The following is a 14,655-nucleotide window of genomic DNA, read 5'->3' on the forward strand; positions in this document are numbered from 1 at the left end:
TGAGAAGGAAAAGGAAATGACGATTAATCTGCATCGGCCAGATATCGCGGAATTGAAGCCACGTATTACCGTTTTTGGTGTTGGCGGTGGTGGTGGGAATGCCGTGAATAATATGATTAATGCTGGTCTTCAGGGAGTTGATTTTGTTGTTGCAAATACAGATGCACAGGCTTTGGCTATGTCAAAGGCTGAACGTGTTATCCAGCTTGGTGCAGCAGTTACAGAAGGTTTAGGTGCTGGTGCTTTGCCAGAAGTTGGACAGGCAGCTGCTGATGAATGTATTGATGAAATTATCGATCATCTGGCAGATTCCCATATGGTTTTCATTACTGCCGGTATGGGGGGAGGTACTGGAACGGGGGCAGCTCCTGTTGTGGCTCGCGCAGCTCGTGAAAAAGGTATTTTGACCGTTGGTGTTGTGACTAAGCCATTTCAGTTTGAAGGTGCACGTCGTATGAAGACGGCGGAGGCTGGTATTGAAGAATTACAAAAGTCTGTTGATACGTTGATTGTTATTCCCAATCAGAATCTTTTCCGTATTGCGGATGAAAAGACAACATTTGCTGATGCTTTTGCTATGGCTGACCAAGTTCTTTATTCTGGTGTTGCTTCTATTACGGACCTCATGATTAAAGAGGGGCTCATTAATCTTGATTTTGCTGATGTTCGCTCTGTTATGCATGAAATGGGTCGAGCAATGATGGGAACGGGCGAGGCGTCTGGTGAAGGCCGTGCTTTGAATGCTGCTGAAGCTGCTATTGCGAACCCACTGTTGGATGATACTTCTATGCGTGGTGCTCGTGGCTTACTTATTTCCATTACGGGTGGTCGTGATATGACTCTCTTTGAAGTTGATGAGGCTGCTAATCGTATTCGCGAAGAAGTGGATGCGGATGCGAATGTTATCTTTGGTGCCATTGATGATGAGTCACTAGAAGGTGTTATTCGTGTATCTGTGGTTGCAACGGGTATTGATCGCGAGATGAGTGATGTGATTCAGCCTTCTCATCCTCAAGCTCAGAGACCAGCAGCTCCAATTCGTAAGAACGATCCTGGAATGTCGCAGAGTTCTTTTCATGTTCAGTCGCCTCCTTTGCGTTCTGAGTCAATGGTAGAAGTGATAGAAGCGCTTGAAATAGAAAAGGGCAAATCGGCTGGAGAACAATTCCGTCCTAAAAGTCAAATTTTTGCACAGCCTGCAGATGCTCTTGCTACACGAAGTGCGAATGCTGCTCCTTATGGATCAAGTAGTGTGCATGGGCAGATGTTAAATGGACCACGTATGCAAGTTAACCGTGGTTCTCAGGCATCTATTGTTGCGCCAGTGAGCATGGAAGCAACAGCGCATGTTCTTGATGAGATGTCAGGAGTTGTACAGCAGAAAGAGAAGCAAGTGCAACAAAGACAAGCACAACAAATGCAAGCGCGTTCACCTATGCGTATGCCTGAGTTAAAGGATTTCCCTCCTGTTGCTCATGGTCAACGTGAAAGGGCATCTGTAGCAAACCAAGGACCTCGCAATCTTTGGCAGCGTTTGAAACAGAGTTTGACACATCGTGAGGAAGTTGAGCCAGAAGCTAGGTTGGAGCCTGCTGTGAAATCTTCTCAACAACAAGACGCGCACGTTTATAATAAAAGTTCTCAGGCGCTTTCTCAAGATGCTTCTGTTTATGTTCCACGCCGTTCTGGTGAATTACACCCCCATGTACCGCAAGATCAGCGTAATTTTATGAGTGAAGAAGATCAGTTGGAAATACCAGCGTTTTTGCGTCGTCAAGCAAATTAATCGCAAAGAAGTGAGGAAAAGGGAAAAATTGACCTTTTCTATGATGAGTAAAAGCTTTGTGCAATGAAATATATTGCGTTTTGGAAAAAATACTCTGTTTTTTATAAACCCGCTTATTATAAGCGGGTTTATTATTTGCTATGCATATCATTTTTATGGCTTTATAAATATTTTTAAAAGGCGTAAAAACAATACAATGAAGTGACAGAATGAAGCTGATGCAAAAATATCAGTCTACTCTTAAAAAAGCCGTGACATTTAAGGGCTATGGTGTTCACAGTGGTTGTTTGTCTGTGATGAATGTTTGTCCAGCTGACGCTGGGCATGGCATTGTTTTTAAGCGCTGTGGATTAGATGGGACAGAGCAAATATTTCAAGCGCATGCATCACAAACGGGAGCAACTGAATTATCAACGGTGCTTGGGCATGGAGAGTGTAGAATTGAAACGATTGAACATTTGATGGCTGCAATCGCTGCTTATAATTTAGATAATCTTTTTATTGAAGTGTCGAGTCATGAAGTCCCTATTTTGGATGGGTCTGCATGGCAGTATTGTCAAGCTTTTGAAGACGTTGGCATTGTACAGCAGGATGCATTGCGTTCCTATTTCGTTATAAAAAAGCCGCTGCGAGTTGAAATAGGTGGTGGAGTTGCTGAGTTTTTGCCGTTTGATGGGTGCCGTTTTGATGTAACGATTTCTTTTTCTTCTTTTGCTATTGGTAAACAATATTTAAGTTTTGACCTTACCACACAAGGGTTTAGAGATAATTTGTCACGTGCACGCACTTTTGGTTTTGTTAAAGACGTGGAAAAATTATGGGCTTCTGGAAAGGGGATAGGTGCTTCTTTGGAAAATTCTCTTATTATCGGCCTTAATGATGAAATTATGAATTCAGATGGTCCTTATTGGAAGAATGAATGTGTGCGGCATAAAATACTTGATGCGATTGGTGATACCGCTTTGCTGGGGGCACCTTTTATTGGATTGTTTCGTTCCTATTGTAGTGGGCATAGAATTAATTCGCAGTTGGTGAAAGCTATTTTGGCAGATGAATCTTATTACGAAGAAAGTTATTTATAGGTGGAGTGAAAGAAAAATTGAAAAGATTGTCTTATTGCTTGTTTGATTTTTAAGGGGATGATTGACCTAAGCTACTAAATTGGTTAGTGGATTTTAAAGTGATATGGTATAGAAAATTTTAATAAATAATTTTGCTACAAGGTGATATTCTCTGGAGGTTGGATAAGACTATGACAAAATCTCATGTATGTATTGAAAATACGGCATATAGGAAATCTAACATTGTATGCAAGGTATTGGGGGTGATACTTTTAGGGAGCACTTGCATGTTAGCAGGTTGTTTATTTAAAGAGAAAAATACCCTTAGTCCATCTGCATATGTTTTAAAAATGGATCCACCAGATGTTTTATATAATCAGGCACTTGCTAGCCTTGATAGTGGGCGGCTTGCGGATGCATCAAAAAAGTTTCTTACGATTGAAAAGCAGTATGCTTATACTGACTGGGGCCGTAAATCCTTAGTGATGGGAGCTTTTACAAACTATCGACTCGGCAAATATGATGATTCAATCAGTATGGCTCAGCGCTATATTACTCTTTATCCAGAGGCAAATGACTCCGCTTATGCTTATTATATTATTGGTCTTTCTTCTTTCCGTCGAATTCCTGATGTTACGCGAGATCAACGTGATACGAAACGTGCTATTGCTGCCATGCAGCTTCTCATAGAGCGTTATCCGAATTCTGAATATGTCAAGGATGCTAAAGCTAAAATACGTTTTGGGCGGGAGCAGTTGGCTGGTAAAGAGATGCAGATTGGCCGTTACTATGAGGAAGGTCGCCGCTATCTTGCTGCAAGTAGAAGATTTCGTACGGTCGTTGAAGAGTATTCTGATACAAATCAAATTGAAGAAGCGCTTTTTCGTTTGGCGGAAGTTAATCTTGCTCTTGGTTTAACTGCGGAAGCGCAAACAGCAGCAGCTATTTTAGGACGTAATTATCCAAAAAGTGAGTGGTATAAATTTTCTTATAATTTATTGCAAAAAAATAGCATATCGCCACAGGAGCATAAATCTTCTTGGATCTCACATGCTTTGAGTGGTGGTAAGAATAAGGCACGTTGATTTTATATGCTGGTACAGCTTTCGATTCATAATATTGTTTTGATCGAAACGCTCGATATTCATTTTACAGCGGGGTTATCGGTTTTAACTGGTGAAACGGGCGCTGGGAAGTCTATTCTCCTTGATGCTTTGTCACTAGCTCTCGGGGGGCGAGGTGATGCTTTGCTTGTGCGTCATGGTGCTGCCCAAGGGCAGGTGACGGCTGTTTTTGATGTACCTGTTTCACATCCTGTGCGTCAGCTTATCCGTGAGAATGGTTTTGATGATGAAGGCGATATCATTTTACGGCGTGTGCAATCAAGTGATGGTCGTAGTCGTGTTTTTATCAATGATCAGGTGGCTAGTGTTGCGTTGATGCGTAGTGTTGGCCGTATGTTGGTTGAAATCCATGGACAGCATGATGACCGTGCGCTTGTTGATGTTGCTACACACCGCCAGTTATTAGATGCTTTTGGTGGGCTTGAAAATGAAGTAGAAAATTTGCGTCGCTGCTATCGGATTTGGCGTGAGTTTGAAGAGCGTTTGCAACAACAGCGTATTAAAGTAGAGAATGCTGTGCGTGAGGCTGATTATCTTCGTGCGTGTGTGGAAGAGCTTGAAAAGCTTGATTTTCAAGTTGGTGAAGAGGAAGCCCTTTCTCTGCGTCGTGCAGATATGCTGAAATTAGAAAAAATAGCGGCGGATATTAAGGAAGCAGATGATCTTTTAGGGGGGCCAAAATCGCCAATTCCAGTTCTTTCCAATTTGGTGAGGCGTTTAGAACGGAAAATCTCTGAGGCGCAAGCGTTGATTGCACCTGTGGTAAAATCCATTGATGAGGCATTGCATGCACTTGCAACAGCGCAAGAAGGCATTGAAACGGCAATGAGGGCATTGGATTTCGATACAGGTGAATTGGAACGGATAGAAGAGCGCCTTTTTGCTCTTCGGGGATTTGCTCGTAAACATCACGTTTCTGCAGATGAATTGGTTCAGTTGCGTGATAAAATGGATGCTGAACTCGCTGGCTTTGAAGAAGCTCAGAGCACGTTAATGCGTTTAGAAGATGAGGCAGGGCAAGCACAGAAAGATTATGATACATTGGCGCAAGCGCTGTCAATAAAGCGTCGAGAAGCAGCAAATCGTTTGTCTGAAAGCGTTATGGCTGAGTTGCCAGCATTAAAATTGGAAAAAGCAGAATTTATCGTTGAAATGCAAAGTGATGCTAAAAAGCGTACCGCAGAGGGGATAGATCGTATTGAGTATTGGGTTCGAACAAACCCTGGTACACGAGCAGGACCAATGCTCAGTGTGGCTTCTGGCGGTGAACTGTCTCGTTTTTTATTGGCATTAAAGGTTGTTTTGTCTGATCGTGGTTCAGCTCCCACATTGATTTTTGATGAGATTGATACGGGGGTTGGTGGAGCTGTTGCTGCTGCTATTGGACAACGGCTGCAGCGTTTATCAGAAAGTACTCAGGTTTTTGCTATTACGCATGCGCCGCAGGTAGCATCTAAAGCACATAGTCATTTTCTTATTTCAAAGATGGAAAGTGATGATAAAGGTCGCTTTGTTACGGGTGTTCATAAAATGGAGGAGCATGAGCGTGCGGAAGAAATTGCCCGCATGTTGGCAGGAGAACAGATTACAAAAGAGGCGCGTGCAGCGGCTCAAAAGCTTCTTGCATAGATATAATTGATAAGCGATATTTTAATCGCTTATCAATTATATTATTGGTGAGCATGTGTTCGTTTGGATTCTATTCGTAATAAGGCGCTGAAATTCTTATGACCTTAGCTTATCATTTGGAATAGATTTTATGAACAAGGATGCAATTAAAAACTTAACTGTTCTTGAAGCAGAAAGTGAATTGGAGTGGTTGGCAAAAGAGATTGCACGTCACGATCTGCTTTACAATACTAACGATCAGCCTGAAATTTCTGATGCAGAATATGATGCTCTTCGTCGGCGGAATGCAGAAATTGAAGCTTTCTTTCCAGAGCTCATTCGTGAAGATTCTCCTTCACATAGAATTGGTGCACCGGTTTCTGAAAAGTTTGAAAAATCTGTTCATGCACAGGTGATGCTTTCTCTTGATAATGCATTTAGTTTTGAAGATGTCAGTGAATTTATTGAGCGCGTTCGTCGTTTTTTACGACTTCCAGAAACACAAATTTTGGAAATAACGGCTGAGCCGAAGATTGATGGTTTATCGTTATCTTTGCGTTATGAGAAAGGAAGGCTTGTGCGGGCCGCAACACGTGGTGATGGATATGTAGGTGAAAATGTCACTGCGAATGCGCGAACAATTTCTGATATTCCAAAAATATTGCAAGGTAATTTTCCTGATATTCTTGAGGTTCGTGGTGAAGTTTATATGGGACGGGAGGATTTCCAAGAGCTTAATATGAATCAACAGGGAGAGAGAAAATTAGCTTTTGCTAATCCTAGGAATGCTGCAGCAGGTTCGCTACGACAGCTTGATTCGCGGATAACAGCAAGTAGAAAGCTTAAATTTTTTGCTTATGCTTGGGGTGAAGTAAGTGAAATGCCGGCAGAAAGTCAAATAGGGATGATGAAAAAGCTAAGAGAATATGGCTTTATTATCAATCCATTCACAAAAGTTTTTAAGACATTAAAAGAGATTATTTCATATTATCATGATATCGAAGAGCTTCGTCATTCCTTAAGTTATGATATTGATGGGATTGTTTATAAAGTTAATGATTTGATGCTACAGGTGCGTTTGGGGTTTGTCTCTCGTTCGCCACGTTGGGCAATTGCGCATAAATTTCCAGCAGAAAAAGCTATGGCGCTTTTGGAAGGCATTGATATTCAAGTAGGTCGAACTGGAGCATTAACCCCTGTTGCGCGTCTTGCACCTATTACCGTTGGTGGAGTGGTGATTACCAATGCAAGTTTGCATAATGAGGATTATATTAAGGGAATTGGTCATAAAGGAGAGCCAATTCGTGAAGGGCGTGATATACGTGTAGGCGATACAGTGATTGTACAGCGTGCTGGTGATGTGATCCCTCAAATTGTTGATATTGTTGCTGCAAAGCGTCCAAAAGATGCTTCTGCTTTTGTTTTTCCTCACTTATGTCCCGCTTGTGGGAGTCATGCCGTTCGTGAAGTGGGTGAAGCTGTGCGTCGATGCACAGGGGGGCTTATTTGTCCTGCACAAGCGATTGAGCGTATTCGTCACTTTGTTTCGCGTAATGCCTTTGATATTGAGGGACTTGGGAAAAAACAGGTGGAGTTCTTTTTCCGTGTTCAAGACGAGACGCTTTGTATTCATACACCAGCTGATATTTTTACTTTACAACGGCGCCAAGAAAAATCTTTGACACGTTTAGAAAATATGGAAGGTTTTGGTACTGTTTCAGTTCGTAAACTTTATGATGCCATTAATGCGCGCCGAAAAATTCCTTTAAGCCGTTTTTTGTTTGCATTAGGAATTCGTCATGTTGGTGAGGTTAATGCACGACGCCTTGCGCGCGCCTATCAAAATTATTTTGCTTTCGAGACTGCCGCAATGGCAACGATTATGCCATGTGATAAGGAAAATGAACAAGGTAATGAGGCTTGGATAGAGCTTACTAGCATCGAAGGAATCGGACCACAGGTAGGGAGCGCAATTATTGATTTTTATCAAGAAGCGCATAACCGCGAGGTTTTGTCTGTCTTGTTGAATGAAGTAACGCCTCTTGATGAAGAACTCGTGAAGACAGATTCTTCACCAATAGCAGGAAAGATAATTGTTTTTACAGGAACTTTGGCACGAATGTCACGCGATGAAGCAAAAGCGTTAGCAGAACGATTAGGTGCAAAGACTTCAGGTTCTCTTTCTAAAAAAACGGATCTTCTTGTTGCAGGAATTGGGGCAGGATCGAAGTTAGCTAAAGCACAAGAATTAGGTGTTGAGGTTATAGATGAAGAGACTTGGCTGCAGTTGATTGCGTGACATTACGTTTAAAGTTTTTCCTTCAAGAATGATGAATACACCAATATTATCATTCATCTCATGTAAAACATTGCTTGCGCTTGTGTACTATCATGAGAATGCTGATACTCTCTTTCTTCTCTTGAGATTGTTATGTTCTCTTTTATTTTGTGAAGAATTTTGATTTGTGAATATTCTAAATACGACTATTTGTATAAGGGGTTGTTCTTATATTCTTTGATGAAAATTCTGTATTTTTCTTAAAAAAGAGAAGAGGGAGTTTTTTTACAGAAAGAGTAAAAGTTGTACGCTACTTTACTTAAAGAGGCATTGTTGCTTCTTTTGCCCATTCTTTATCTTCTTCATTCAAGTAAGGTGCATTAACCTGATAAACATGTGCATGGTAGTCGTTGAGCCATTGCCGCTCCTCTAGTGTTAAAAGCTTTGAGAGGATTAAGCGTCGATCAATGGGACAATTTGTGAGTGTTTCGAATGAGAGCATTTCTATATCTCCACCATTAATTTTTTGTGCTGGTTTTACGATCATCAAATTTTCAATACGAATTCCAAAAGCACCTTCGCGGTAATATCCAGGTTCATTAGAAACAATCATTCCGGGGATCAATTCTTGGCACCCATTGCGTGAAAGATTTTGTGGTCCTTCATGAACAGAGAGATAAGATCCAACTCCATGACCAGTGCCATGGGCATAATCAAAACCTGCTTTCCATAAGGCGATACGTGCTAGAGCATCAATGTCTTGTCCGCGTGTACCTTTTGGGAATTGTGCGGTTGAAAGAGCAATCATGCCTTTGAGGACAAGAGTGAAACAGCGTTTTTCTTCTTCTCCAATATTCCCAATTGCTACTGTGCGTGTAACATCTGTCGTGCCGTCACGATATTGTCCACCTGAATCCACAAGATAAAGTTCACCAGCATTGAGTTGTTTATTTGTTTGAGTCGTTACACGATAATGAACAATGGCACCATTTGCTCCTGCTGCTGAAATCGTATCAAAAGACAGGTCTTCAAGTTTTTCTCCCATTTCTTTTGCTGTTGTTGTGCGAAATTCTTCTAATTTTTGAGCAGCAGAAATTTCATTTATAGACCCTAGTGTTTGTTTATCTAACCAAGAAAAGAAACGCGTAAGGGCTACACCATCGCGCAGGTGTGCTTTGCGCGCACCGTTTAGTTCTGTACTATTTTTAATGGCGCGTGGTAGAGCAGCGGGATCAGTAAGCTTAATAAAAGAGCCTTCTTGTTCTTCAATAGTGGTGCGTAATTTTTCGCACGTTAGTCGTGGATCTAAGGCAAAAATTGTTCCCTTTTGAACATAATCTTTAATCTTTGGAATAAGCTGTTCTGGTTCATATAATTTTGCATAACGTTCCAGATATTGTTTCTGTTCTATACCTAATTTTGTGCCGTTAATGAATAAGGCGGGCGTTTCTTTGATAGGAATGAGAGCAAAACAAAGGGCAAAAGGTGTGTTGGAAACATCATTGCCACGTATATTGAATGTCCATGCAATAGAGGAGGGGTCTGTAAAAATAAAAGCATCTGCATTGGCTTTCTCGATATTTTGATGAATCAAGGACAGCTTTTCATCGGTATTATATCCTGCATATTTGAGAGGATGAATCGATAAGGCAGATTGCAGTAATTGTGGTTGATCATGCCAGATAAGATCAATGGGATTTTTTTGGACTGTTATAAGTCTTCCACTTGCGTTTATTTCTAATGCTTTTTTCAATGTATCTATAGCTGCAATGGTGTGGAGCCATGGATCAAAGCCAATAGAAAGCTTGTGCCCATTTTTTTCAAGCCATTGTGAAGGTGGGTAAGTTACGAGATCTTCATACTCAAAAATATCAGGATCAGTTTGTTGGCGAACTTGGAGTTTATAGCGCCCATCTGTGAATATGATGGCTTTGTTTTTTAAAATGAGTGCGATACCTGATGATCCAGTAAAGCCAGTAAGCCAGCTAAGACGTTGAGCATGTGGGGGGATATATTCTCCTTGATGTTCATCTGCATGTGGGACAAGAAAGCCATCTAGTCCGAGGTGATCGAGTTCTTTACGAAGAGAGGTAATACGCTTGAGAGCATGAGTAGGATTTGTTGTTGCTTCAAAAGATTGATACATAACCGCGTCCTTTTCTTTTATTTTAGGTGTATCGTAACCCATTCTTGACGGTGGTATGTTTCAATATGTTGTCGACCTTGTTTGACATAAGCTTCCAATACAGAGGCGTGTTGCTCTTCAAGAATTCCAGAGAGTATAAGTGATCCGCCTTTTTGAAGCGCTCGCACCATTTCTGGCGCAAGTTCAATGAGTGGATTGGCAAGGATATTGGCAATGATAAGATCAAAGGGCGCACGTGATGCAATTTGATCATGGGTAAAACCTGTTGCTGTAACAGTTGTAATATATTTTTTTACACCATTGAGTTCGGCATTGTGTTGTGCAACTTGAATAGCAATGGGGTCAATATCAGATGCAAGTATAGAAACAGGTTTGAGCATCGCGATGCCAATGGCAAGTACACCGCTACCGGTACCAAGATCAAGAACATTTTGTGGATTTTCATTTTGCACCACTTTGGCAATCATTTCCAAACAACCTGCTGTTGTTCCATGATGTCCGGTACCAAAAGCTTGATTAGCTTCAATTTCAATAGGCAAAACATTCGGTGGAATGTCGCTTCGGTTATGGCTTCCATGTAAAAAAAAGGGACCAGCACGCACAGGTGTTAGTCCTTTAAGGCTTTGTTTAACCCAATCAATATCGGGTAAAATTTCATGTTTAATTTTATTAGGATCTATAGAAAGGATATTTGAAAAACGTTCTGAGGCATTCTCTAGGCTTTCTTTATCTACATAAAGTGACAGCTCATACATGGCATTTTTCTCATCTACTTCTGCAAGCGCAAGAGGATATCCTTCTTCATCAAAGGCTGTTTCCATAAGAGTATAAAACCGTTCTGCTTCCTCTTTGAAAACAGTACAATACAGACGAATTTGCTGCGACATTTTGTTCTTTCTTTTAACCAGCTTTTTATTTAGTTCGAGACGAGTTTTTTTAGCCGTTCAATGGCGATGTCATCTCTTAATTCATTGTCGCTCTCTTTTGCATCATAAGGAATAACACCAGATAGTTTTCCGCCTTTTTTGAGTAAAAAAATCGCTGCTGTGTGGTTATAAGTGTAGTTCCCATCTGTTCCTGGTACTTTTTCAGCAACGATGTTAAAAGAATCTACCATTTTATGAACTTTTTCAGGATCTCCACTGATACCAGTAATTTTATTGTTAAAATTACTGAGATAATCATGAAGTACTTCTGGTGTATCACGTTCAGGGTCAACAGTAACAAACCATACCCCTAATTTATCAGCCTTTGGGCCAAGTGCTGTAAGCCATCGATCAAGATTGATCAGTGTGGTAGGGCAGCTCTCAGGGCACATGGTGAAGCCAAAGAAAATTATTGAGGGTTTGCTTCGAATATCAACTTCGGTGATAGTCTTTCCATTGGAATCAGTGAGTGTAAAATTATCGCCTAAAGGCTTATTTCTCAACGTATCATAAATAAAAATGCCTATAAGAAATATGACTGTCAGCCCCAAGATACGTATTACATTTTTCATAGTTTGACTCTCTTAGATAGATCGGGAAATTGTAACATTGGCTAGTTAACTTTGCAATCTCTGTTTCATGGTTGATTTTGTTTAGTTAGTCGGTATGTTTTGCCATGTTATTTATGGGAAAACAATCGGTAGAAGATGAATGGGCATTGAGAAAGATCTTCGATTCCATGACAGTGAGCCTCGTATTCATACGACAGCACGGCTGCATGGGTGTAAATTGGGACGCTATGTGGAAATCAATGAGCGGGTGGTTTTGCGTGATGTAATGGTTGGAGATTTTTCTTATTTTGAGCGTAACAGTGAAGCTATTTATAGCGATATCGGGCGTTTTTGTTCTATTGCCTCTCATGTCTGTTTGAATGCGCTAGAGCATCCTATGGAACGCCTTTCGACGCATAAAATAACATATCGCCCTAACGAATATTTTCGCTATATGCCGTTGGACAGTTCTTTTCGTGAAAGCCGTTGTGCAAAACGTGTTATTGTTGGGCATGATGTATGGATTGGACATGGTGCGGTTATCATGCCTGAGGTGACAATTGGACATGGCGCTATCATTGGTGCTAACGCTGTTATAACAAAAGATGTTTTACCTTATACCATTGTTGCTGGTGTTCCTGCAAAGCTGTTGCGGATGCGTTTTTCTAATCATGTGATTCAGATGCTTTTAGAGATGGCTTGGTGGAATTGGCCACTTGATAAAATTTATAGCGCATTGCCTGATATGCAAAACCTTCCAATCGAGGCTTTTATTCACAAATGGAAGTAATTAAAATAAAATGAAAAAATGTTTTTTGTTAGGAAAGATAATTTCATTAGGCTTTGCTTACAAAATTATCGAGTACACGCTTTTCTCCAGCTTTTTCAAATACAATGGTTAGCTTATGGTCGTCTATTGCTGTGATACGACCATAACCGAATTTTATATGAAAAATTCGATCATTGATTGAAAAATCTGAAGGAGGGTCAGAGACTGATTGGGCAATAACTTTTCCTTCAATGTTTTTTTGTGCACGTTTCCATCCTGATTTGGAATAATCATTATAAAAGGGATTTTGCTGTTTAAAGTGCGATTTTCCATAACCACCATAAGATGTTTCCATTCCTATTAATTCTATATGTTCTGCTGGTAATTCACCTAGAAAACGGGATGGAAGTGCAGGTTGCCAAAATCCATGAATTCTTCGATTGGATACAAACCATATATGCAAATGTTTTTTTGCTCTTGTTAGCCCTACGTAAGCTAGCCGCCGCTCTTCTTCTAAACCTGCACGCCCTCCTTCATCCAATGAGCGCTGATGGGGGAAAAGTCCTTCTTCCCAGCCAGGAAGAAAAACTGTTTCAAATTCAAGCCCTTTGGCTGAATGAAGAGTCATGATGTTGACTGCGTCGGTATTTTCATTGTTTTCAGCATCCATTACTAGTGCAACATGTTCTAAAAAGCTATGAAGGCTTTCAAATTGCTCCATAGAACGGATCATTTCTTTGAGATTTTCTAGCCGTGTTGGTGCTTCTGGTGAGCGATCTTCTAACCACATAGCTGTGTAGCCTGAGTCATCAAGGATTGTTTCGGCAAGTTCTCTATGAGGGGTGTATTGCAGCATATTTTGCCAGCGGCGAAAGTTTTCAATAATGCTTCGCAATGAACTGCGTGCTTTTGGTTTTAGCTCATCCGTTTCAATTATTGCTGCTGCAGCAGAAAAGAGAGGAATAGAGCGTGCACGTGCACTTTCATAAAGGGTGCGTAGGGTTGCGTCTCCCAAGCCGCGTTTAGGCGTGTTGATAATGCGTTCAAAGGCTAAGTCATCTGCTGGTTGAACAACAACGCGTAAATAAGCCATGGCATCACGTATTTCCATTCGTTCATAAAAGCGTGGGCCACCAATGACGCGGTAGTTAAGACCAAGCGTGACAAAGCGATCTTCAAATTCACGCATCTGGAATGATGCGCGCACCAATATAGCTATATGATTTAATGAATGTCCAGCTTGTTGTACACGTTCAATTTCTTCTCCAATTGCACGCGCTTCCTCTCCTGAATCCCATGCTGCATGAATTTTTACTTTTTCTTCTTCTGCATTTATTTGATCAGAAAAAAGTGTTTTTCCAAGTCTTCCTTGATTATGAGAAATGAGATGAGAAGCGGTTTTGAGAATGTGTGATGTTGAGCGATAATTGCGTTCTAAACGAATAATTTTTGCAGGAGAAAAATCTTTTTCAAAACGCAATATATTATCAACTTTAGCACCACGCCACCCGTAAATAGATTGGTCATCATCACCAACACAACAAAGGTTGACATGTTGTTCTTTAGATTGTTGTGCTAAAAGGCGAAGCCAAAGATATTGTGCTGTATTCGTATCTTGATATTCATCCACAAGAATATAGCGAAATTTAGAATGATATTCGCGAAGAATGTCTGGATTATGTTGAAAGATAGAGATAGAATGAAGTAGAAGGTCGCCGAAATCACAGGCATTAAGACTTTTTAATCTATCCTGATAGCTATGATAAAGTTTGCGTCCTGTACCGTTACCAAAGGAATGAGCATCACTTTCTGAAATGCGTTCTGGTGAAAGCCCTTGATTTTTCCAAGAATCAATCATTATAGCGAGATTTCGTGCGGGCCAACGCTTATCGTCCAACCCTTCAGCTTGAATAAGTTGTTTTAAAAGTCGAAGGACATCATCGCTATCAAGAATAGTAAAGTTGCTTTTTAAATCAACAAGTTCTGCATGGCGGCGCAGGATTTTTGCGCCGGTAGAATGAAAAGTTCCAAGCCAAGGCATACCTTCAACAATTTCACCAATAAGCGCACCAATACGCATTTTCATTTCGCGTGCTGCTTTGTTGGTGAAAGTTACAGCAAGTATTTGCTGAGGAGAGGCAAGTCCAGAGCGTAAAATGTGAGAAATACGGGTAGTCAAAACGCGTGTTTTTCCAGTACCAGCACCCGCAAGAACTAAGAGAGACCCTTGTGTATTCATCACAGCTTGTCGCTGTTCGGGATTAAGTTGTTCTAAATAATCGGCATCACATTGTGCAGTATGAGCAACTAACCTAGGGTTATTTTTATGCTTTGGGGGTGGGGATTCATCTTCGAAAAGTGGTATGTCATCGAAAAAACTATTCATTATACCTTCTCGTGTAGTAT

Annotated in this window: 10 protein-coding genes; 6 read left to right on the forward strand and 4 right to left on the reverse strand. The window is 40.8% G+C overall.

What is annotated here, in order from left to right; genetic code table 11:
- Window positions 1-16 precede the first annotated feature (16 nt).
- The 5 genes from ftsZ (at window position 17) to ligA (ending at window position 7,878) form a co-directional block, all read left to right on the forward strand.
- The gene (gene ftsZ, locus LBE40_RS01775) at window positions 17-1,786 is read left to right on the forward strand and encodes a cell division protein FtsZ (RefSeq protein WP_004859459.1); all 1,770 of its coding nucleotides are present in this window, start codon (window positions 17-19) and stop codon (window positions 1,784-1,786) included.
- Between the two features lie 209 nt (window positions 1,787-1,995).
- A complete protein-coding gene (lpxC, locus tag LBE40_RS01780; RefSeq protein ID WP_040296923.1) occupies window positions 1,996-2,868 on the forward strand; it encodes a UDP-3-O-acyl-N-acetylglucosamine deacetylase in 873 nt (290 codons plus the stop codon).
- A gap of 170 nt (window positions 2,869-3,038) precedes the next feature.
- Window positions 3,039-3,932: an outer membrane protein assembly factor BamD gene (locus tag LBE40_RS01785; RefSeq protein WP_040296921.1), complete on the forward strand. Its 894-nt coding sequence runs from the start codon at window positions 3,039-3,041 to the stop codon at window positions 3,930-3,932.
- Between the two features lie 6 nt (window positions 3,933-3,938).
- Window positions 3,939-5,600, forward strand: a complete 1,662-nt coding sequence (gene recN / locus LBE40_RS01790; RefSeq protein ID WP_004859448.1) for a DNA repair protein RecN — start codon at window positions 3,939-3,941, stop codon at window positions 5,598-5,600.
- Window positions 5,601-5,730: 130 nt separating this feature from the next.
- Window positions 5,731-7,878 (forward strand): NAD-dependent DNA ligase LigA, encoded by a 2,148-nt coding sequence (ligA, locus tag LBE40_RS01795; RefSeq protein ID WP_004859444.1) that lies wholly within the window; start codon window positions 5,731-5,733, stop codon window positions 7,876-7,878.
- A 298-nt stretch (window positions 7,879-8,176) separates the two neighbouring features.
- Here the strand turns inward: ligA and LBE40_RS01800 are convergent, their stop codons facing one another.
- The 3 genes from LBE40_RS01800 to LBE40_RS01810 are packed head-to-tail and all read right to left on the reverse strand — an operon-like array spanning window position 8,177 to window position 11,501.
- Entirely contained in the window at window positions 8,177-10,003 is a 1,827-nt protein-coding gene (locus LBE40_RS01800; protein WP_004859443.1) for an aminopeptidase P family protein, read from the reverse strand.
- 17 nt (window positions 10,004-10,020) lie between these two features.
- Entirely contained in the window at window positions 10,021-10,890 is an 870-nt protein-coding gene (locus tag LBE40_RS01805; RefSeq protein WP_004859440.1) for a 50S ribosomal protein L11 methyltransferase, read from the reverse strand.
- Between the two features lie 29 nt (window positions 10,891-10,919).
- Window positions 10,920-11,501, reverse strand: a complete 582-nt coding sequence (locus LBE40_RS01810; RefSeq protein ID WP_004859436.1) for an SCO family protein — start codon at window positions 11,499-11,501, stop codon at window positions 10,920-10,922.
- Window positions 11,502-11,640: 139 nt separating this feature from the next.
- On the opposite strand from LBE40_RS01810, the gene LBE40_RS01815 reads away from it, so the two are divergent.
- A complete protein-coding gene (locus LBE40_RS01815; RefSeq protein WP_078691577.1) occupies window positions 11,641-12,270 on the forward strand; it encodes an LbetaH domain-containing protein in 630 nt (209 codons plus the stop codon).
- Between the two features lie 46 nt (window positions 12,271-12,316).
- Here the strand turns inward: LBE40_RS01815 and LBE40_RS01820 are convergent, their stop codons facing one another.
- Complete coding sequence (locus LBE40_RS01820; RefSeq protein WP_004859429.1) at window positions 12,317-14,635, reverse strand: ATP-dependent helicase; 2,319 nt, start codon at window positions 14,633-14,635, stop codon at window positions 12,317-12,319.
- Window positions 14,636-14,655 lie beyond the last annotated feature (20 nt).

This window comes from Bartonella taylorii (genome assembly GCF_023920105.1).
Classification (GTDB): Bacteria; Pseudomonadota; Alphaproteobacteria; order Rhizobiales; family Rhizobiaceae; genus Bartonella; species Bartonella taylorii.

What these genes read in the sequence shown, in the direction of transcription:
- lpxC (WP_040296923.1), top strand. Translation starts at nt 1,996, where the DNA reads ATGAAGCTGATGCAAAAATATCAGTCTACTCTTAAAAAAGCCGTGACA.
- LBE40_RS01800 (WP_004859443.1), bottom strand. Translation starts at nt 10,003, where the DNA reads ATGTATCAATCTTTTGAAGCAACAACAAATCCTACTCATGCTCTCAAG.
- LBE40_RS01820 (WP_004859429.1), bottom strand. Translation starts at nt 14,635, where the DNA reads ATGAATAGTTTTTTCGATGACATACCACTTTTCGAAGATGAATCCCCA.
- ligA (WP_004859444.1), top strand. Translation starts at nt 5,731, where the DNA reads ATGAACAAGGATGCAATTAAAAACTTAACTGTTCTTGAAGCAGAAAGT.
- ftsZ (WP_004859459.1), top strand. Translation starts at nt 17, where the DNA reads ATGACGATTAATCTGCATCGGCCAGATATCGCGGAATTGAAGCCACGT.
- recN (WP_004859448.1), top strand. Translation starts at nt 3,939, where the DNA reads ATGCTGGTACAGCTTTCGATTCATAATATTGTTTTGATCGAAACGCTC.
- LBE40_RS01805 (WP_004859440.1), bottom strand. Translation starts at nt 10,890, where the DNA reads ATGTCGCAGCAAATTCGTCTGTATTGTACTGTTTTCAAAGAGGAAGCA.
- LBE40_RS01815 (WP_078691577.1), top strand. Translation starts at nt 11,641, where the DNA reads ATGGGCATTGAGAAAGATCTTCGATTCCATGACAGTGAGCCTCGTATT.
- LBE40_RS01810 (WP_004859436.1), bottom strand. Translation starts at nt 11,501, where the DNA reads ATGAAAAATGTAATACGTATCTTGGGGCTGACAGTCATATTTCTTATA.
- LBE40_RS01785 (WP_040296921.1), top strand. Translation starts at nt 3,039, where the DNA reads ATGACAAAATCTCATGTATGTATTGAAAATACGGCATATAGGAAATCT.